Origin of the sequence: Paenibacillus ginsengihumi DSM 21568 (genome assembly GCF_000380965.1) — a bacterium.
Classification (GTDB): Bacteria; Bacillota; Bacilli; order Paenibacillales; family NBRC-103111; genus Paenibacillus_G; species Paenibacillus_G ginsengihumi.
This window is the reverse complement of record NZ_KB905559.1, coordinates 45,989-64,671: the sequence shown is the minus strand read 5'-3', so window position 1 is coordinate 64,671 and position 18,683 is coordinate 45,989. Positions and strand designations below refer to the sequence as shown.

General features: G+C 52.2%; 20 protein-coding genes and 1 pseudogene. 19 read left to right on the top strand and 2 right to left on the bottom strand.

The window, feature by feature from the left end:
• Positions 1–9: 9 nt before the first annotated feature.
• The 18 genes and pseudogenes from F591_RS33525 to F591_RS33230 form a co-directional block, all read left to right on the top strand.
• Positions 10–142: pseudogene (locus tag F591_RS33525) on the top strand (DapH/DapD/GlmU-related protein); the annotation flags it as partial.
• Between the two features lie 175 nt (positions 143–317).
• Positions 318–1,433 carry an ATP-grasp domain-containing protein gene (locus F591_RS0109010; RefSeq protein WP_040741349.1) on the top strand — a complete coding sequence of 372 codons (1,116 nt, stop codon included), beginning with the start codon at positions 318–320 and terminating at the stop codon, positions 1,431–1,433.
• Between the two features lie 10 nt (positions 1,434–1,443).
• Complete coding sequence (locus F591_RS0109005) at positions 1,444–2,340, top strand: NAD-dependent epimerase/dehydratase family protein (protein ID WP_019534269.1); 897 nt, start codon at positions 1,444–1,446, stop codon at positions 2,338–2,340.
• 11 nt (positions 2,341–2,351) lie between these two features.
• Positions 2,352–2,978 (top strand): sugar transferase, encoded by a 627-nt coding sequence (locus F591_RS0109000; RefSeq protein ID WP_019534268.1) that lies wholly within the window; start codon positions 2,352–2,354, stop codon positions 2,976–2,978.
• A gap of 5 nt (positions 2,979–2,983) precedes the next feature.
• The gene (locus F591_RS0108995) at positions 2,984–4,141 is read left to right on the top strand and encodes a glycosyltransferase family 4 protein (protein ID WP_019534267.1); all 1,158 of its coding nucleotides are present in this window, start codon (positions 2,984–2,986) and stop codon (positions 4,139–4,141) included.
• A complete protein-coding gene (locus F591_RS27680) occupies positions 4,138–5,310 on the top strand; it encodes a glycosyltransferase family 4 protein (protein ID WP_019534266.1) in 1,173 nt (390 codons plus the stop codon). The genes F591_RS0108995 and F591_RS27680 overlap by 4 nt, the downstream gene beginning before the upstream one ends.
• Before the next feature lie 2 nt (positions 5,311–5,312).
• On the top strand, positions 5,313–6,503 hold the full coding sequence (locus F591_RS0108985) for a glycosyltransferase family protein (protein ID WP_019534265.1): 1,191 nt from the start codon (positions 5,313–5,315) through the stop codon (positions 6,501–6,503).
• Between the two features lie 164 nt (positions 6,504–6,667).
• Complete coding sequence (locus F591_RS0108980; RefSeq protein WP_169445842.1) at positions 6,668–7,966, top strand: oligosaccharide repeat unit polymerase; 1,299 nt, start codon at positions 6,668–6,670, stop codon at positions 7,964–7,966.
• Positions 7,967–7,983: 17 nt separating this feature from the next.
• Complete coding sequence (locus tag F591_RS0108975) at positions 7,984–9,270, top strand: lipopolysaccharide biosynthesis protein (protein ID WP_019534263.1); 1,287 nt, start codon at positions 7,984–7,986, stop codon at positions 9,268–9,270.
• A 109-nt stretch (positions 9,271–9,379) separates the two neighbouring features.
• The gene (locus tag F591_RS0108970) at positions 9,380–10,669 is read left to right on the top strand and encodes a nucleotide sugar dehydrogenase (RefSeq protein WP_019534262.1); all 1,290 of its coding nucleotides are present in this window, start codon (positions 9,380–9,382) and stop codon (positions 10,667–10,669) included.
• A 41-nt stretch (positions 10,670–10,710) separates the two neighbouring features.
• On the top strand, positions 10,711–11,874 hold the full coding sequence (gene wecB, locus F591_RS0108965) for a non-hydrolyzing UDP-N-acetylglucosamine 2-epimerase (RefSeq protein ID WP_019534261.1): 1,164 nt from the start codon (positions 10,711–10,713) through the stop codon (positions 11,872–11,874).
• A 34-nt stretch (positions 11,875–11,908) separates the two neighbouring features.
• Positions 11,909–12,802 (top strand): UTP--glucose-1-phosphate uridylyltransferase GalU, encoded by an 894-nt coding sequence (galU, locus tag F591_RS0108960; protein WP_019534260.1) that lies wholly within the window; start codon positions 11,909–11,911, stop codon positions 12,800–12,802.
• A 176-nt stretch (positions 12,803–12,978) separates the two neighbouring features.
• Positions 12,979–13,149, top strand: a complete 171-nt coding sequence (locus F591_RS31940) for a hypothetical protein (protein WP_019534258.1) — start codon at positions 12,979–12,981, stop codon at positions 13,147–13,149.
• Between the two features lie 3 nt (positions 13,150–13,152).
• Positions 13,153–13,854 (top strand): hypothetical protein, encoded by a 702-nt coding sequence (locus F591_RS0108945; protein WP_019534257.1) that lies wholly within the window; start codon positions 13,153–13,155, stop codon positions 13,852–13,854.
• Between the two features lie 3 nt (positions 13,855–13,857).
• Entirely contained in the window at positions 13,858–14,049 is a 192-nt protein-coding gene (locus F591_RS0108940) for a VanZ family protein (RefSeq protein WP_019534256.1), read from the top strand.
• The gene (locus F591_RS0108935; RefSeq protein WP_019534255.1) at positions 14,046–14,870 is read left to right on the top strand and encodes a hypothetical protein; all 825 of its coding nucleotides are present in this window, start codon (positions 14,046–14,048) and stop codon (positions 14,868–14,870) included. The genes F591_RS0108940 and F591_RS0108935 overlap by 4 nt, the downstream gene beginning before the upstream one ends.
• Positions 14,871–14,902: 32 nt before the next feature.
• Positions 14,903–15,211: a helix-turn-helix domain-containing protein gene (locus F591_RS0108930; RefSeq protein WP_019534254.1), complete on the top strand. Its 309-nt coding sequence runs from the start codon at positions 14,903–14,905 to the stop codon at positions 15,209–15,211.
• Positions 15,212–15,373: 162 nt separating this feature from the next.
• Positions 15,374–15,508 (top strand): hypothetical protein, encoded by a 135-nt coding sequence (locus tag F591_RS33230; RefSeq protein WP_019534253.1) that lies wholly within the window; start codon positions 15,374–15,376, stop codon positions 15,506–15,508.
• A 52-nt stretch (positions 15,509–15,560) separates the two neighbouring features.
• On the opposite strand, the gene F591_RS0108920 is transcribed toward F591_RS33230, so the two are convergent.
• Positions 15,561–16,100, bottom strand: coding sequence for a hypothetical protein (locus tag F591_RS0108920; RefSeq protein WP_156829495.1), 540 nt, complete (start codon positions 16,098–16,100; stop codon positions 15,561–15,563).
• Between the two features lie 344 nt (positions 16,101–16,444).
• Here F591_RS0108920 and serC point away from each other — a divergent pair, with 344 nt between their 5' ends.
• Positions 16,445–17,533, top strand: a complete 1,089-nt coding sequence (serC, locus tag F591_RS0108915) for a 3-phosphoserine/phosphohydroxythreonine transaminase (protein WP_019534251.1) — start codon at positions 16,445–16,447, stop codon at positions 17,531–17,533.
• Between the two features lie 301 nt (positions 17,534–17,834).
• Here serC and F591_RS0108905 read toward each other — a convergent pair whose 3' ends face one another.
• A complete protein-coding gene (locus F591_RS0108905; RefSeq protein WP_019534249.1) occupies positions 17,835–18,551 on the bottom strand; it encodes a response regulator transcription factor in 717 nt (238 codons plus the stop codon).
• Between the last annotated feature and the right edge of the window lie 132 nt (positions 18,552–18,683).

The following is an 18,683-nucleotide window of genomic DNA, read 5'->3' as shown; positions in this document are numbered from 1 at the left end:
TGCATCATCGGCAGCGATGTTTGGATTGGCGCGAATGTGACCTTGCTCAGAGGGGTTACGGTCGGCGACGGCGCTGTCATCGGCGCCAACGCGGTCGTGACGAAGGATGTGCCTCCTTACGCGATCGTGGCAGGCGTGCCGGCTAAAGTCGTCAAGTACCGTTTTGACGATCAGCTGATCGAATCGTTATTGGAGCTGAAGTGGTGGGACTTTCCCGATCAGCTGTTGGCTGAGCATTACAGCTTGTTTGCATCATCGCCGGACCATAACACGATACAGAAGCTAAAAGAAATATGTGCACATTGGAGAGGGTAGCGATGGCTGAGAAACAGAAAATATTAATACTGGGAGTAGCGGCCGTACAGGGCGATGCCGTGCTTGCCTGCAAGGAGATGGGCCTCAAGGTCTACGCCATTGCCCAAGCGAACGATGGCCCGGCCAGCCAATACGCCGATCATTTCGAGCCGATCAATTTTCTCGATAAGGAACAGGTGGTTCGATTTGTCGAGAAGCATCAGATCGATGTGGTGTATTCGGTAGGCTCCGATATGGCGATGCCGGTTGCTTCCTGGGTGAGCGAACAGCTGGGGCTGCCGCACTTCGTCAGCTCCGAAGTTGCGACCATCTGCAACAGGAAGGATGAGCTAAGAAGTTTTCTGGGAAATTCGTTTGCAGGCAACATTCAATTTCAAATTCTCGAGCAGCCGGATGAGCCGGTCCGCCTCGAATATCCTTTCATTATGAAGCCCGTCGATTCGCAAGGGCAGCGCGGAGTTCGGCTGATCAAAAACGAGGATGAATTTCGGGAAACGTTCGCGATGTCCAAAAGCTATTCCCGGACGGGGAAAGTGATTATCGAAGAATATATCGACGGACCGGAAATTTCCGTCAACGCTTATTTTATCGATGGGCAGCTCGTCTTCCTGATTCCTTCCGACCGAAATTGCTGGACGCAGTTTGAAGGAGGGCTGGTGCGCGAGCATGTCGTTCCCTCCAGAGCAGTCCATGAAGGAATGCTGGATCAGCTGTTCAGCCTGGTAAGCCGCACAGCCGAGAAGCTGTCCATCAAGAACGGCCCGTTATATTTTCAGATGAAATTGAAGGGCGATGAGCCTAAGATCATCGAGACGACCCCGCGTCTGGACGGCTGCCATATGTGGAAGCTGCTAAGCTACTACACTTCGTTTAATCTGCTCAAGCTGACCTTGGAGCATTTGACCGGCCGCTTGAAATCGCCGGTCACGCCCGTCTTTCACGGCAAAGGCTCATTCAAGCTTGAATTTTTTTGCGAATTGCCGAATGCCGTTGTGCAGAAGGAGAAATTTCTCGTTCCGGAGCACTTGTGCCAGCATTGGTACTATGAGAATGGCGCCAAGGTACGGCCGGTCAACAACCAGTATGAAAAAATCGGCTATTTCATAGCCGCCAACTAAGGAGCCTCGAATGAACATTGTCATCACGGGTGCGACAGGGTTTATAGGGCAGTGGTTGCTTGCCATGAACACGGACAAAGACAAGTATGCGGTGCTGGGCCAGCGAAAGGGCATCGACAAATATGCGGTTGGCGCCACGGAGTACAGCTATCGATATACCGACTACTCGCTGGACAGTTTGCTGCCCCTGACGGAAGGCGCCGATGCGCTCATCCATATGGCGGCTGTCCGCACAGGGCCGGACCGTTTGGAGACGTATTTGCCGAATGTTACGATGACGTCCAATTTGCTCGAGGCATGCCGCCGCAATCAGATCCGCAATATCGTCATCATCTCATCGATCACGGTGTATTCCGATTTTGACCGGCTCCCCTGGAAAGAAGACCAGCCCATGAAGCCGGGCACGCTGTACGGCTACTCCAAGGCGGCGGTGGAGATGCTGGCGGAATATTATAACGCCAGGTACGGGATGGCGATCAAGACGTTAAGAATGCCGCCGATTATCGGCGTTGGAGAGCATGTGAGCCGGGCGTTCGGGATTTTTGTGAACCGGGCGTCCCGTCATGAAGCCATTCGTATTTTCGGCCGTGGGACGGGATCGCGACAGTACCTCTATGTCAAAGACGCTGTTCATGCGATTCGCAAGGCGGTGCAACAAGCTGATGTCACAGGCGCCTTCAATATCGGCATGAAGCAGCCTATCTCTTATGTCGCGCTTGCGGAAGCGGTCAATGACGCCTTCCATAATCAAGGCAATCTCGTCTTCGAGGAGCAGGCTAAGGAAGATGCGATGACCTACCACATGGATATCAGCAAAGCCCGGGACGTGCTCGGCTGGTCGCCGCAGTACAATATAACGGAAAGCTTGGCAGAGATCAAACGCATGATATTAGCAAATGACCATTAGGGATGATCATCATGTATAAAAAATATATCAAAAGATGGCTCGATGTCGTGGCAGCGGCCGTAGCTCTCATTATCCTTTCGCCATTGCTGTTGCTTATTGCGATAGCGATCAAGCTGTTCGATCCTGGACCTGTCTTCTATTTGGGCCCGAGAGTCGGGAAAGACGGGAAAGTGTTTAAAATGTACAAATTTCGCACCATGATCGTGAACGCGCCCGATATCCGGAATGCCGACGGCAGCACGTTTAATGCCAAGAATGACCCCCGCTTGACGAAAATCGGGAAATTTTTGCGAGAGACCAGCCTTGACGAGCTGGCCCAATTCATCAATGTGTTAAAAGGGGATATGAGCCTGATCGGCCCGCGTCCCGGATTGCAGGACAATCTTCACCTGTACACCCCGGAGGAGCTTCAGAAGTGGGAGGTCAGGCCCGGCATCACGGGATATAACCAGGCTTTTTACCGCAATAACCTGTCATTAGAGGAGCGCAGGAAAAACGACGTTTATTATGTCAAGAACCTGACCTTTTGGCTGGATGTCAAAATATTTGTAGCCACTATCCTTGTCGTGCTGCAAAGAAAAAGCATCTACAATAACTCGTCTCCCGCCGGTCAGCAAGCCGTGCGCAATAAGGAGTAGCTGACATGAAAATATTGTATGTGTCCAACATTATGAGGCGAATGAATGAAGGCAATTTGGTCCTTTTCGACACCCTTCTATCGCAAGGGCATGAAGTGCATGTTGCGGCGAATTTCAACGAATACATAAAGAATCATAGCAACGATCAACTGATCATGAAGCATATCGATTTTATTCGCAACCCGCTTGATTTGAGAAACATCACCGCCCTGAAACAGTTATGCCGGCTTATGAAGGAAGAAAGCTACGATCTCGTCCATTGCAACACACCGGTAGGCGGACTGCTGGGGCGAATCGCGGGGCGGCTGACGGGGACGAAGCCGGTGATTTACATGGCCCACGGATTTCATTTTTATAAGGGAGCTCCGCTGCTGCATCACCTGATCTACAAATCGGTGGAAAAAATGTTGGCGAAATGGACCGACGGGCTGATCACGATCAATCACGAGGACTTTGCGGCAGCGAAGCAGTTCAGGTTAAGGAACAACAGCGATAAAGTGTTTTATGTTCCCGGGGTAGGCGTCGACACCCGCAAATACGCTTCGGTACAAATCAGCAAAGAAGATGTGAAGCAGTCCTTGGGGATTCCCGCGAATGCCCCGCTTGTGATCATGATTGGCGATCTGATCAAACGGAAAAATTACGAGAGCGGTATAAGAGCGATCGCGCAGGCGGCCAATAAGCAGATGCACTGCATGATATGCGGGAAAGGCCCGTTGGAAGAAGAGCTCAAAAGCTTGGCGCAGCAGCTTGGCATTGCGGACCGGGTGCATTTTTTAGGCTTTCGCACCGATATGCCCGAGCTGCTCAAGGCGAGCGATATGTTCTTGTTTCCGACATTTCAAGAAGGTTTGCCCCGCGCTTTAATGGAAGCTATGTCGGCGGGACTTCCGGTCATTGTGTCCCATATTCGGGGAAACACCGATTTGGTCGAGCCTTCGCAAGGAGGCTTTCTGGCCCATCCGACAGATATCGGCCAGATGGCCTCGGCATTGGACGCTTTATGCGAAAGCGCCGAGCTGCGCGAGAAGATGTCTCGGATCAACCTCGAGAAGATCAAAGATTTTGATATCCAGGTCATCAAGGATAAGATGCTGCACATCTATTTGAAGGAAATGCAGAGTCATTATGATTCATTTTCTGTGCAAGAGAGGTTGCTATGAGAATCGTATACATGAGGTCGAATCCGATCAATCCTTATCCGCGCGCCGAAAAACAAATGAATGCAGCGATGGAGCACGGCCATACGCCTGTCGCGCTGGCCTGGGACCGGCGTGCTTCAAAAAGCGGAATGCGATTGGAGAAGCTGTCGCTTCCCGCCGGCGAAATGGATATTTATCGCTTCGGCATTAAGGCTGACTTTAACCAGGGCTTGAAAAATTTAATCCCGCTGCTCCTTTTTCAGCTCGCCTTGCTGAAATGGCTGTTCGTTCATCGCAAGGAGTATGACTTGATCCATGCTTACGATTTTGACACCGTATTGCCGGCGCTGCTGATGAAAATGCTGTTTGGGAAAAAGTACGTGTACGACATTTGCGATTTTTATATCGATGCCTTTTACGTGCCCAGGCAGCTGAAGCCGATCATTAAGAAAATGGACTTTTTCGCCATCCGTCAAGCCGAAGCGTTGATTTTGGTGAATGAAGCCCGGATCGAGCAGGTGAAGGGCAGCCGGCCCAAAAGGGTCGAGTACATTCATAATACGCCTTTTGACATGGTCGATGAGATTCCCCGGCGGGAGCATCCGAAGCCGACCTTATTGTATGTTGGGATACTGCAAAACCGGAGAATGATCAAGGAAGCGCTGGAGATCTTCGCAAGGCATCCGGAATGGCAGCTGATCATTGGGGGATACGGAAGCCTGGAAGCGCTGTGCAAGGAGGCGGCCGACAAGCATGACAACATCGCCTATTTGGGCAAAATTCCGTACAAGCAAGTGCTGGAGCTGACGTGCCATAGCGACGCTTTATTTGCATGCTATTCGCCTCAGGTGGCGAACCACAAATATTCCTCGCCAAACAAGCTGTACGAGGCGATGATGTGCGAAAAGCCGATCATCGTCTGCAAAAATACCGGAATCGACCGCATTGTGGAAAGCGAGGAGATTGGCCTTACGATTGATTATGATCAAGAGCAATTCGAACTGGCGATCAAGTATCTGTTTGACAATGAAGCGGTGCGGCTGGAAATGGGAGCGCGAGCCAGACAGTTATACGAGCAGCAATACAGCTGGAACATCATGAAGCAAAGACTGGGGAATCTATATAGCGAAATTTCGTATCGCGACCGGGGAATCAGTCAAGAAAACCAAAAACTAGGTGGTAGTTACTGAAGATGAAAATCCTGTTTGTTACATCGCGCCCGCTTGAAGCCAATGTATCGTCCTCCATCAGAAAGCGAGCAACGATTCACGGTTTGCTGTCCGCCGGGGCGGAAGTTACTTTGTTAACGACCGAGGCGCAGCAAAACGCATCGAATTACGACGCTTCATTAGATTTGAAAGGCGTTAGAAAGGTTACTATACCGTCCGGTGTGATGTACTCGGCATTTTCCAACAAACAGAACCAGAGCAGCCATCCATCGCTGCTGTCCGCCATGAAAAAAAAGCTGAAAATGAAGGCGAGGGAGGTGTATTTCAAATTTAACATTTACGACTCCTTAAAAGGCAGCATTCATCAGGTGCGAAAGGTGTACGGCTTGGATGAGCATCCTTTTGACGCCGTCATTTCCGTTTCGGACCCGAAGTCCTCTCACCTGCTGGCCTGGGAGCTCATCAAACAAAATAAAGTAAAATATAATAAATATATCCAAATTTGGGGCGATCCCATGTTCGCCGATATTACCAATAAAACGTTCGGCATGAATTACTTGATTAAAAAAGAAGAGAAAAAGCTCTTGTCTTACGCCGATTTCGTGTTCTATGTTTCGCCGCTTACCTGCAATGAACAAGCCGCGATTTTTCCGGAATACGCGGGAAAGATGGGCACCTTGCTGCCCCCCTATCTGAACGAAAATATATATCCAAACAGCGGGAAAATAACGAAAATCGGATATTTTGGCGACTACCATTCCCATATCAGAAACTTAAAGCCGTTATATAACGCTGTCAAACAAACGAATCTCAAATTCGTGGTGTGCGGGAATTCCGACGAAAAGCTGGAATCGACGGACAACATCGACATTCTCGGACGACAAACGTTCGAAACCGTCAAGAAGCTCGAAAGCGAAGTCGATGTGCTCGTTCACCTGAGCAACCGCCGGGGAAGACAAATACCGGGCAAAATTTATCAGTATATGGGAACGAACAAGCCCATACTGTTCATTTTGGACGGGCATCAAGAGGAAACGAGGCAATTTTTCGAGCGATTTGATCGCTGCGTCTTTTGTGAAAACAACGAACAAGATATTAAGGAAGCGTTAATCCGGTTGGAACAATCGGGATTCGACAAAAAAACGGCGCCGGTCAAGGAATTGAACGCAAAGTCAATCGGTGAACAATTAATATCATCTATCTTGAAAATTTGACGGTAACTTGCCGGCGAGTTTTTAACACCGCAGGTGACGACCGATGACGAAGGATTCGCTCGTCATAGGCGTCTATCGCTGAATAAGATAAAAGGTGAACAAACCTAATGAACATGTACAGCCAGGACTTATTGGCCATTTCTTTCTGTGTCGGATTAATTGCCATGGTTCAATTTGCGGTAATGAAGGTAAACAAAAAAATTAAGGGCATCAAAGCGTTCTCGATCGGGAGCTACTTTTATGCTCTGATCTATGGGGTCGTGCCCATCTATTTCATTATCAACCGCAGCAGCGTTCCCGAAAAAATTGCCGTTGCCTACGGAACAAACGTCATCTTTCTGGTAACCTTCTTGGCTTTTGCAGGCTATATCGCATTGCTTGCAGGATATGGCGTAGGCGTTAAAACAAAAATAGGGAAGCACCGTGAGCCCTCCGAGGAACTGCCGCTGGCCAAATATGAAAAAATCGCGTTCCTTACTTTTTTTATTGGCATGGTCGGCGTCTTTGCGGAGGTTTATTTGCAGGGCGGCATTCTGAACGCATTAAACAATATCGAGCTGGTCCGAGGCTTCAAACGCTCGGACGTTAAGGACGGCGCCAATAACCCGATTGTTTTCCTGAGAATGTTCAAGCCATTCATCATCTTTTCATTTTATTTGTTTTATATGATGGCCCGATATAAGCCGACCGTCGTCTATCGAACGATGGCCCTGTTTACGTTTGCGATTACGCTGTACATTGTTTTTCTTAATGGCGGCAGAACGCACATCGTTATTTTGCTGGCAACCGTGATCATCGGCTTTTTGATGACGAAGCATAAGGAAAAAAAACGTTCGAACAAAGAAATGGTATTATGGAGCGTCATCGTAGTCATCGGGATCATCAGCATTATCGTTCTGGATCCCATTTTTGCCTATTTATCGTACGGAAGACCGATCAGCTTTGAGGATTTGGGATTGGCCAGCTTGATGCAGCAGTTTTCGTTTCCTTTTTCCAACATGCTGTTCGTGCTTTCCAACGACAACTACTCTTTTCGTTACATGCAGGACTTTTTCTTGTGGATCATCAGCCTTTCTCCGGCGTTTGTGCTGAGCAAAATCGGCATCCGCGAGTCGGAGCCGCTGTATGTGTATAATACGGTCATGCAAAACAATACGATGATCTTGGGGGGAATTCCGAGCGATATATTGACATTGGGATATTACCAATTAGGGATAGCAGGGGTGTTATTCACCATCGTACTGTTCGGTTTCATTCTCGGACAAATTGACCGATTGATCGCTTCTTACAACCATAATTACGTGTTGATGCCCATCATCATTCGGGTGGCCATTTACATGGGGATGATCGTGATGTATGCAGATCTGGAATCGATTTTTAGGGTAAGATATGACGTCATCTTGCTGCTGCTTGTGCTTATTGGAATTCAGCGATATCGAATAATTGGCAGAACGGACGGATAGGAGAGCTGATATCCAATATGACTCTTGTTCGCAAAGTTAAAAATAACACATTCCTGAAAAACATTTTTACGCTCAGCCTGGGAACCATTTTCGCGCAGCTCATCTTATTTTTTACATCGCCGATCATTACCCGCATTTATACGGCCGAGCAGTTCGGCGCCTACACGCTGGTTGTGACCTTGGTCAGCATGTTCACCCCTGTCATCAACGCCAAATACGATATGGGCATCGTGGTCGCTGACAACGATAAAGAAGCAAGCGCCCTGACTGTGGGCAGTCTGGGGATCCAGTTGAGCGTAATCGCGCTTGTCGGGACAGGGCTTGCGGCCGTCTTGGCCATGGGGGTTACGTCGTACAGCGCCATCGGCCTATGGTGCTTCATGGCGCTGCCGCTGCTCTGGTTCAACGGAATCATCAATATTTTAAGCAGCTACAACAACCGGCATCAACAATTCAAAATCATCGCTTCCGTCACATTTATGCGTTCGCTGCTGCAAGCGGCCGGGCAAATCGGATTTGGCCTGCTGAAGATGGGGATGGCCGGGCTTCTTCTCGCCCAATTGCTGTCCACTCTGATGGGCATCACCCGCCAGGCGAAGCATGCGTTTGCCAACCTCAAGGATTTTTTGCAAGTCACTCGTATGGACGTCATAGCTGCCTTGAAAAAGTATAAAAACCAGGCCTTGTTTTCAACGCCCGCTTCTTTAATTAACGCCTTCTCCTATTCCGTATTGAATATATTTATCGGCAATTTATACGGGTTGGCGGAAGTGGGCTATTATTATATTTCGTATCGGCTGCTGGGCATGCCGATCCAGCTGATCAGCATGAACGTGGCCAAGGTTTATTTGTCCAGGGCGACGGAGGAACGGCAGCGAACCGGGAAGTTCGTCCATGCGTTCCGAAAAACATTGCTTCTGCTGACGGCGGCTTCGATCCCGATGTTCTTCCTGGTGGCCGTCTTGTCCCCGAAGGTGATCGGAGTGCTGTTCGGTCCCGGCTGGGAAAAAGCGGGGTATTATATTTCGCTGCTTACTCCCATGTTTGCTGCCAAATTTATCGTCACTTCCTTGACAGTCTCATTTGTTGTCGCCGGAAAGCAAAAATACGATATTTTCCTGCAAATCGGTTTTCTCATCGAATCGGTCGCTGCCTATATTTTGGCGCTTTCCTTCGGCTGGTCGATAACGGCGTTTCTCTTGACCATCAGTATTTTGTACTCGATCAATTATTTGGTTGTGCTTTATCTGGTTTACCAATCCAGCAAGCATGTAAATCCGGAGACAGCGCGAACCACCGAATAGACAGCTTGCTCCAGCGCAGCGGTTTAGGAATGGCTCTGTATTTTACAGGGCTATTTTTTATCTACATTTTTTTGCATTTTGTCATCCAATACTTAGGGAGGCTGGAAATATGAAACAAGTATCGATTATCGGATTAGGTTATATCGGTTTGCCGACGGCTGCGATGTTTGCGTCCCATGGCGTGAAAGTGAAAGGCGTGGATGTCGTCCAGGAGATTTGCGATATCATCAACGAAGGAAAAATTCATATCGAAGAGCCGTACCTCGAGGAGATCGTCAAACAGTCCGTCCTAAGCGGCATGTTCAGCGCAAGCACGATCGTCGAGCCATCGGACAATTTCATCATTGCCGTTCCTACGCCGATCACGCGGGAGAAGAAAGCGGACTTGTCCTACGTGGTGAAAGCGGCGGAAAGCATCTATCCCGTGCTTAAGCCGGGAAACCTCGTTATTTTGGAGTCGACGGTATCTCCGCGATGCACAGAAGACGTATTGATTCCGGTATTGGAAAAAAGCGGGCTGAAGGCAGGCCGCGATTTTTATGTGGCGCACTGCCCCGAACGCGTGCTGCCCGGCAAAATCATTTACGAGCTGGAGCATAACAACAAAATTATTGGCGGCATTACCGAGGAGTCGGCGATCAAAGCGAAGGAACTCTACAGCGCCTTCGTTCAGGGCGAGATGCATCTGACGGACGCCACAACCGCCGAGCTGTGCAAGCTGATGGAAAACACCTACAGGGATGTCAACATCGCGCTCGCTAACGAGCTGGCCAAAATTTGCGACAAGCTCGGTGTCAATGTATGGGATGTCGTGAAATACGCCAACAAGCATCCCCGCGTCAACCTTCATCAGCCGGGACCTGGCGTAGGCGGCCACTGCCTTGCGGTCGATCCTTGGTTTATCGTTGAAGCGACGCCGGAATTGGCCCGCATTATCGAGCTTTCCAGAAAGACGAACGACGGGATGCCGGCTTACGTGGCTCAGAAGGTTGCCGGCCTCGTGCCGGATCGGGCGAAGGTTGTCGTTCTCGGCTGCACGTATAAGCCGGATGTAGACGACATGAGAGAAAGCCCTGTCGTGGAATTGATCGAGATGCTGGAGGAAAACTATCAGGTGGAAGTGGTCGATCCGTATATTGAGAAATACGACAGCAATGTGTACGAGGTCTCCAACGATGCCGATTTGATCGTGCTTGGCGTCAACCATAAACAGTTCAAAAATCTTAATTTCGATGTGCTGGCCAAAATCATGAAAACGAAAAAAATTCTCGACACCAGAAACCTGTTCGATAAACACGCGGTGACGCAAAGCGGGTTCGAGTATTTTCTGCTGGGCGACGGCAGCAGCACGGCGCTTGCCGAAGAAGCGGTCTTTGAAGTGGCGGCAGCGCAGGTGTGATCTGCACGTACGCCAACAATATCTCGTTTAGGTGTGATGAAATGACAAAGCGGAAAAAAATAATGACCATTTTCGGCACGCGGCCTGAAGCGATCAAGATGGCGCCGTTAGTTCATGAGCTTAGGAAATATCGCGAATTGGACACGACGGTATGCGTCACCGCCCAGCATCGGCAAATGCTGGATCAAGTTTTGCGTATTTTCGATATTCAGCCAAAGTACGATCTGAATATTATGAAAGACCGCCAGACGCTGGTGGATATCACCTCCAGAACGTTGGAAGGTCTGGATCGTGTGCTGAAGGAAGCGAGGCCGGATATGATTCTGGTGCATGGCGATACGACAACGACCTTTGTCGCCAGCCTGGCGGCATTGTATAACCAGATTGCCGTCGGCCATGTCGAGGCCGGGCTGCGCACGAACAACAAATACTCGCCATTTCCCGAAGAGATGAACCGGTCGCTAACCGGTGTCATAGCCGATCTGCACTTTGCGCCGACCGAGGTGGCGGCCGGCAATTTGCTGCGGGAGAATAAACCGGGCGAGCGTATATTTGTCACGGGCAATACGGTCATTGATTCCCAGAAAACGACGATTCGAGGCGATTATTCTCACCCGGTGCTTCAGGAACTGGCGGGCCATCGTCTCATCCTGCTCACGGCCCATCGGCGGGAAAATCTCGGCGAACCGATGCGCAGCATGTTCAGGGCTATTTTGCGGCTCGTGCAGAAGCACGAGGACACAGCCGTTGTGTACCCTGTTCATATGAACCCCGCGGTGAGAGAAGCGGCGCGGGAAGTGCTGGGGGAGCATCCCCGCATCCGCCTCATCGAGCCGCTGGATGTCGTTGATTTCCATAACTTCATGTCTCGCTCTTATCTGATTATGACCGATTCGGGCGGCGTGCAGGAGGAAGCGCCATCGCTGGGGAAGCCGGTTCTGGTGCTGCGCGATACGACCGAGCGGCCCGAGGGAGTGACGGCCGGAACGTTAAAGCTGGCCGGAACGGACGAGGAAACGATCTTCGGCATGGCGGATGAGCTGCTGACGGATGGTCGGGTGTATGCCCGAATGGCCCAGGCGGCGAATCCGTATGGAGACGGCCAAGCGTCGAGGCGCATTGCGGAAGCGATTTTGTACTTTTACGGATTTCGCGCCGCAAGGCCGGCCCCGTTCACGGTGACAGAGCCTATTTTTCAACAATGAGGATGCAAATCCGCAGCGGCAGGAGGCGATAGGATTGAAGGTCAGAAAAGCGATTATACCAGCAGCGGGATTAGGCACCCGTTTCTTGCCTGCAACGAAAGCGCAGCCGAAGGAGATGCTGCCGATCGTGGATAAGCCTACCATTCAATACATCATTGAGGAGGCGATCGCTTCCGGCATTGAAGATATTATTATCATCAGCGGCCGGGGCAAGCGGGCGATTGAGGATCATTTTGACAAGTCATTCGAGCTTGAGGAAACATTGGAGAAAAAGGGGAAGCTGGCCGAATTGGAGGAAATTCGGGCCATCTCCGATATGGCGAACATTCACTACATCCGGCAGAAGGAACCGCGCGGCCTGGGACATGCCGTCTTATGCGCCAGGTCGTTTGTCGGCAATGAGCCGTTCGCTGTTTTATTAGGAGACGATATCGTACAATCCGGGAAGCCTTGCTTGAAGCAATTGCTCGATGTGTTTCATAAATATCATTCCTCTGTCGTCGGCGTTCAATGGGTCCCGGACGCGGAAGTGAACAAGTACGGCATTATCGAGCCTAAAGGACAGGAGATTGAGCCGAATCTGGTTCATGTCCAGTCGCTCGTCGAGAAGCCGGAGCAGTCAATGGCGCCTTCCAACTATGCCATCATGGGGCGATACGTGCTTCGCCCGGAAATCTTCGAGCTGTTGGAGAAGCAGGAGCCGGGCGCCGGCGGGGAGATCCAGTTGACCGATGCTATTAAAAAATTGAACGAAACTCAGGCGGTGCTTTCCTACAATTTTGAAGGTACGCGTTACGATGTAGGAGATAAATTCGGCTTTATTAAAGCGACGGTCGACTTTGCCCTGCAACGGGACGATCTGCGAAGCGATGTGATGAACTACCTGCAGAGATTGTTTGAAAAGGAGCTCCTTGTGCAAGGCCGTTAATATTTCCCGCAAATGGAGTGGTCAACGGACAATGAACATACAGGTTCTCTTGCAAGATCTGCAGCAATTTGTCGATTCTGCGGAGAATAGGAACGATGCAGCATCCGTGCATGATTACGTTCAGGAGTTGAAGACGATCTTAATGAAGCACCTGGCCGTTCAAGAGGGGAAACTGTATGAAGAAGTTCGATGAATATCCCAGATCGTTCAAGAAAACGATCCGATATATTAAGCAGGAAGCGACGCTGGAGCAATTGAACGGCATGGAGCCGCTGTTATTGACGATCATTCAGATGAGAAAGAAAGAACTATCCGTCGAAAGGGGAGTACAAGGAAGGAAGGGATAACCTATGTTCAAACGGATCGCCATCATTGCTGCCCTTTCCATAGCGATTCTGCTCGTCGGCGGCTATTTCGCGATGGACGCGGTCACGAATCGGATTTTTGAAGAGCTGGCTTCCTCGGCATTGAAGGAGGCGGCGGATAGCGGCGCGGATCAGGCGAAGCCGGGAGGCGGGGCCGCTGCGCCCGGCAAGACGACGCCTCCACCTGCCGCTCCGAAGGCGGGGGACGAAGCGCCCCCGGCGGCCGGAGCCGCTCAGACCGGTTCAACGGCCGGATCGGCGGAGCCTTCTGCCGGAGCGCAGCAGGGCAGCGGTCAGGCGCCGGACCCGGCATCCGGCGGCGCCGGCGGAGACAAGCCGCAGGACGATGGGCATCAGCCGCATGAGAAGGACACGGGGTATACCCCGAACATTACTCCGGAGAAAGCGGAAGCGGTCAAAGAGCAGGTCACCATGCAGGAGAAAATGTTCGTGATGACGACGCTGATGAAGAAATTTACCAAGGACGAGGTAAGCCTGTTCATGAAGATGGCGAGCGGAGGGATGAGCGTCGCGGAGAAGAAGGAAGCGAAGAAAATCTTTCTGGAGAAGCTGACGGAGGACGAGTATAACCAGATGATCTCGATTGCCGCCAAATACGGCTTGAGCCAGGGCAAGTCGTATCAGGACAGCCTGAAGATGCTGGACACAGCCGGGCAAGGGAAGTAGGCCATGGAAGGGATAAGCACGGAAAGGGAGCGACACGAATCGTCTGCAGGCTTGGACGAGATTCACCAATCGTTTACCGCGGGCCGCACGCCGCTGGCGCTCGATGTATTGCTTGACGCCACGGGGGCGGCGGCGGGGATTATTCTTTGCAGCGCCATTGCGCGCCGGAGAAGCAAGCGGGGGGTTCCGGCATGATCAAGAACCGGCAGCGGCGCAGGCCGCAGGCGAAAGCCCGCCTCTGGGCTGCAGGAGCCGTCATCCTCGCTCTGCTGGCCATCGGGCTCTTGGCATGGAGCATGTCCGGAACGGACGGGCGGCCTGCTCGCGCAAGCAGTTCCGGCGAACCGGAGAAGACGCCAGCACCAGCTGTCGAAAAGGATAGTGGGGCCGGATTCGCGGAACAAGAAATAGAGAATAGCGGGAAAGCGCAATTCCTGGCGGAAGACCGTGCGGCAGCGGCGGTGAAGCCGGGCCATGGGCCGGAGGGCAAGGCGCCCTCCGAGCCGGGGAATGAGCAGCCGGCGCAGCGGCAGGAAGCGCAGGCAGAAGCGGGCGATGAGCCTCCCGCGGATGGCGAATCGGGGCAGGCGGCCGACCCGGAAGCGGCCGATGCGGAAGCGGCCGATGCGGAAGCGGCCGATGCGGAAGCTATCGGCACCACGCAGCGCGTCAAGGCCAACTATGAGCCGCAGCTGCGTGCGTTGCAGGCAAGCTGCGAAGCGAAGGCCGCGCAGCTTGCCGAGCAGATTGCCGGGGACTGGGCGGTGCTCGCTTCCTCGGATGCGGAGGACATCAGGACCATGTACAACAAATATGCCGATCGGCTGGCGCAGGCGGAGGCGGAATGCCGCAGCGGCTGGGAGCAGATCGCCGCCGCAGCGCAAGAGGAATTGAAGCAGGCAGGGCTGGAAGATACGCTGACCGCCGCGTGGCGCAGCCAATACGAGAAGGCCAGACACGAAGCCCAGGCGAAAGCGCTCGCACGGCTGGAGCAAATCATGGCACCTGGTTCATGATGCGACTTTAAAGGAGTGAAGGTGATAAATTCATGATTGGTAAGCGCATTCAACAATATCGCAAGCAAAGAAGGCTATCGCTGAACGAGCTGGCCTTTCGGGCCGGCGTCGCCAAATCGTATTTGAGCTCGATCGAACGAAATATCCAGCGCAACCCTTCTATCGAGATTCTGATCAAGGTAGCGACGGTGCTCGGAGTGGAGATTGAGGCGCTCATCAGAGACGAGGCTTCTGACGAAACGGACGCGCTGGAGCGGGAATGGATTCAATTCGCCCGGGAGGTTCGCAACGCCGGGTACAGCGTCGAGGAGGCGCGCAGCTGTATCGCGCTGCACAAATAGCAAGGCCGAAACGGACTCCTTCTTCTCCCCCGCCTGTGCCCTGTTCCTTCCGCCTGGGGCAAGTATTAACTTTTTTTAAGTTCATGGATAGGCAGGTTCGTGATAAAATATAGCCGAGAAGCGACGATACATTACGTATCGTTTCGAGGAGGATGCGGACCCATGCCCTATATCCATTTCAGCGAAATTTGGACGCCGCTAAAGCTGATCGGCATTCGATTGTACCGCGACGACGATCGCGGCCTTTGGGTCAAGTTATGGAGCTTGCCTCGCAAGCGGATTTGGCATCGGCCTTGACCCGGCTCGCGCGTGGAGATTTTCCGCGTTCCGCCAGCACGGCGCTGCCTGGCTACAGCGATTGTTTTTCTTGGATATAAATCAAATAAATGAGCAGAACCAGATTCACGATCATGAGCAGCACGATGAAGGGGTACTGGCTGATCTGATAAATGAGTGCGGCCAATATAAAAGTAACGATGATCAATATGAAAATGGACAGATTGTTCCCCTTCATCGCAACCGAGCCGCGTTCATTCCGCGAAACGTACGTTACTCCGAGCCGATAATGCTTGATCAGACAGGCAAGGCCAAAATAGATGGCGGCGGTGAGCGCCTGCAGCAGATGAGCCGTCCAGCCGAACGGATCGACCGACTCTAGCTCGTACCAGCCCAGCAGGTCGGGCACGAAGATGACCAGGATTTGAATGGCCATAAATCCGAGACAGGCCAAAGAACACATCAACATGCTCCAGAAAAGGCGAATCCCCGTCATAAGCGACAGCGAGACGGTCATGCTGGCCATCAGCACGAGAGGCGCCGCCCCCGAAAAATCGCAGATATGCCGGATGATCCAGGAGATGCTGGCCATTAGCACCCCGATACATATCATTTGCCCCCAAAAATCGCGCAACCGAAACCGAAACGCCCAAATCATCAGCGCAAAGGTAGAAAAAAATTCAAGGAGACCCAAAAATCCGAACTTTGCCGCTTCCCAGACCGAATAGTGCATATAAACCCCTTTAACCGAAGGCGACGGGCGAAGGCGAAGGAATCGCCAGTCATCGGCGCTTATCTTTTCTTCCCATCGTATTATAACACGTATTGTCAGCTAGAAGGGAATGGAAAAAAACGAATCACAGGCTTGTGCGTAAATGTTCATAAGGGCTACTTGTGGAGTAGCGTCAAACTTGCTATCATAGCCATATCATAACCAAAAGCGAAGGTGGAAATCACGTGACGAAGCGCGCATACAACTTTAACGCGGGTCCGGCAGCCTTGCCCTTGGAAGTGCTGCAGAAGGCCCAGGAGGAATTCGTCGATTATCGCGGAATCGGGATGTCCATTATGGAAATTTCCCACCGAAGCTCGCAGTACGAGCAGTTGAATGAAGAAACCCAGGCGCTGATGAAAGAGCTGATGGGCATTCCGGACGGCTACAAAGTCCTGTTCCTGCAGGGCGGGGCGAGCACGCAATTCGCCATGATCCCGATGAACTTCCTGAAGCCGGGAACGGTCGCCCAATACGTGCATACGGGATCTTGGGCGGAGAAGGCGATCAAGGAAGCGAAGCTGTTCGGAGAGACGGCGATCGCGGCCAGTTCCGAGGCGGACAAGTTTACCCGCATCCCCGATTTGTCGGACATGCAGCTGCCGGCCAACAGCGCATATGTGCATATTACGTCGAACGAGACGATCGGAGGGGCGCAATATCGCCAGTACCCGAATACCGGCAGCGTGCCGCTGATCGGCGACTTGTCGAGCGATATTTTGTGCCGGCCGATCGACGTTTCCCGGTTTGCCATGATTTATGCGGGAGCGCAGAAAAATCTCGGGCCGTCCGGCGTGACCGTCGTCATTATTCGCGAAGACATGCTGGCAGACATTCCGAAGAACATCCCGACCATGCTAAGCTACAGCACGCACGCGAAGAACAATTCGCTGTATAACACTCCGCCGGCCTACTCGGTGTATATGGTCAACCTTGTGCTCCATTGGATCAAGGAGAACGGCGGGGCGGAAGCGATGGAGAAGCGCAATAAGGAGAAGACGGCGCTCCTGTACGACGCCATCGATAAGAGCGGCGGCTTCTACCGCGGCGTTGTGGAACCGGACAGCCGCTCCATCATGAACGTTACGTTCCGCATGCAGGACGAGGAACTGGAGAAGAAGTTTGTGAAGGAATCCGAGCAGCAAGGCTTCGTCGGCCTCAAGGGCCATCGCAGCGTCGGCGGCCTTCGCGCTTCGACGTATAACGCGGTGCCTTACGAGGCTTGCAAGGCGCTCGCCGATTTCATGGACGATTTCCGCAGGCGGAACAGCTGAGGGTAAGGCTTCCGACTAGAGGCGGCCTGACCGGCAGGAATCCGTGGGAGGTTGTATGAAGTCGATCCTTTCAACGATGAGATACGCCTGGCATAGATTCTGGCGAAACTACTATTTTGAACTGCACGATAGCTGCCTCGACGAGCGAATGAAGCAGAAGTACTGGAATAAAGCCGTCTATCATGACAAGCGGTTGTATGGATGAAAGCGAAGGAAGGAGCCTTCGGCTCGCGTGCATGTGCGGCCGGAGGCTTCTTCGTTTCATGAAATGCGGGCGCTGCAGGGGAGCAGCCCGGGTTCGTCAAGCGAGCGATTCCTTCGATGCAGGCCCGGTAAGCTTGTAGCCGACGTTGCGAATGGTTACGATATATTCGGGAGTGCGGGCATTCGTCTCGATCTTGTCGCGCAGATGGCTGATATGGACGTCGACGATGCGGGTGTCCCCGAGAAAATGATAATCCCACACGCCATGCAGCAGCTGCTGGCGGCTCAGCACTTTGCCGCGGTGCCGGCATAAAAACAGCAGCAGGTCGAATTCCTTCGGCGTCAGCTCAATGGTCCGCCCCTTCAGAGTCACTTCGCGCTGATCGGGCAGAATGGTGATGTGGCCGATGGTGATCGGCGCGCTTTCCTCAGCGGAAGGCAGCGTCTGAATGCGCCGGAGGATAGCTTGAATGCGCGAGATCAGCTCCTGCGGGCTGAACGGCTTGGTCATATAATCGTCGGCGCCGTTATCGAGACCGGCGATTTTATCCGATAAATCCTGCATCGCTGTAAGCATAATGATCGGCACCAGGTTGCTCTGCGAGCGCAGTTTGCGGCACACCTGAATGCCGTCCATCTTCGGCAGCATCAGGTCGAGCACGATCAGGTCAGGCCGGAACTGCTGGATAGCTTGGAATACGGCTTCGCCGTCCTCGACGCATTGGACTTCGAAGCCGACTAACTTCAGATTGAACTCGATCAGCATGGAAATGGAAGGCTCGTCGTCCACCACAAGAATTTTTTTCTTCAGCATGCCCGAGGTCTCCTTTGGTCAGTGTACGCGCTATGCTTTCATTATCCGGCAGCAACATCATCCGCATATTAAGAACAAGTAAAACGAATGTTAAATTTCCCGGAGAAAGCAGGCGAAAGTGTAGTATAATTG

Bases quoted from the DNA above. Each gene is read 5' to 3' on its own strand.
- F591_RS0108905 (WP_019534249.1), bottom strand. From the start codon at position 18,551: ATGCTGAAGAAAAAAATTCTTGTGGTGGACGACGAGCCTTCCATTTCC.
- wecB (WP_019534261.1), top strand. From the start codon at position 10,711: ATGACAAAGCGGAAAAAAATAATGACCATTTTCGGCACGCGGCCTGAA.
- F591_RS0108980 (WP_169445842.1), top strand. From the start codon at position 6,668: ATGGTTCAATTTGCGGTAATGAAGGTAAACAAAAAAATTAAGGGCATC.
- F591_RS0108940 (WP_019534256.1), top strand. From the start codon at position 13,858: ATGGAAGGGATAAGCACGGAAAGGGAGCGACACGAATCGTCTGCAGGC.
- F591_RS33230 (WP_019534253.1), top strand. From the start codon at position 15,374: ATGCCCTATATCCATTTCAGCGAAATTTGGACGCCGCTAAAGCTGATC.
- F591_RS0108970 (WP_019534262.1), top strand. From the start codon at position 9,380: ATGAAACAAGTATCGATTATCGGATTAGGTTATATCGGTTTGCCGACG.
- F591_RS27680 (WP_019534266.1), top strand. From the start codon at position 4,138: ATGAGAATCGTATACATGAGGTCGAATCCGATCAATCCTTATCCGCGC.
- F591_RS31940 (WP_019534258.1), top strand. From the start codon at position 12,979: ATGAAGAAGTTCGATGAATATCCCAGATCGTTCAAGAAAACGATCCGA.
- F591_RS0108920 (WP_156829495.1), bottom strand. From the start codon at position 16,100: ATGATATGTATCGGGGTGCTAATGGCCAGCATCTCCTGGATCATCCGG.
- F591_RS0109005 (WP_019534269.1), top strand. From the start codon at position 1,444: ATGAACATTGTCATCACGGGTGCGACAGGGTTTATAGGGCAGTGGTTG.
- F591_RS0108995 (WP_019534267.1), top strand. From the start codon at position 2,984: ATGAAAATATTGTATGTGTCCAACATTATGAGGCGAATGAATGAAGGC.
- F591_RS0108945 (WP_019534257.1), top strand. From the start codon at position 13,153: ATGTTCAAACGGATCGCCATCATTGCTGCCCTTTCCATAGCGATTCTG.
- F591_RS0108930 (WP_019534254.1), top strand. From the start codon at position 14,903: ATGATTGGTAAGCGCATTCAACAATATCGCAAGCAAAGAAGGCTATCG.
- F591_RS0109000 (WP_019534268.1), top strand. From the start codon at position 2,352: ATGTATAAAAAATATATCAAAAGATGGCTCGATGTCGTGGCAGCGGCC.
- F591_RS0108975 (WP_019534263.1), top strand. From the start codon at position 7,984: ATGACTCTTGTTCGCAAAGTTAAAAATAACACATTCCTGAAAAACATT.
- F591_RS0108985 (WP_019534265.1), top strand. From the start codon at position 5,313: ATGAAAATCCTGTTTGTTACATCGCGCCCGCTTGAAGCCAATGTATCG.
- F591_RS0109010 (WP_040741349.1), top strand. From the start codon at position 318: ATGGCTGAGAAACAGAAAATATTAATACTGGGAGTAGCGGCCGTACAG.
- F591_RS0108935 (WP_019534255.1), top strand. From the start codon at position 14,046: ATGATCAAGAACCGGCAGCGGCGCAGGCCGCAGGCGAAAGCCCGCCTC.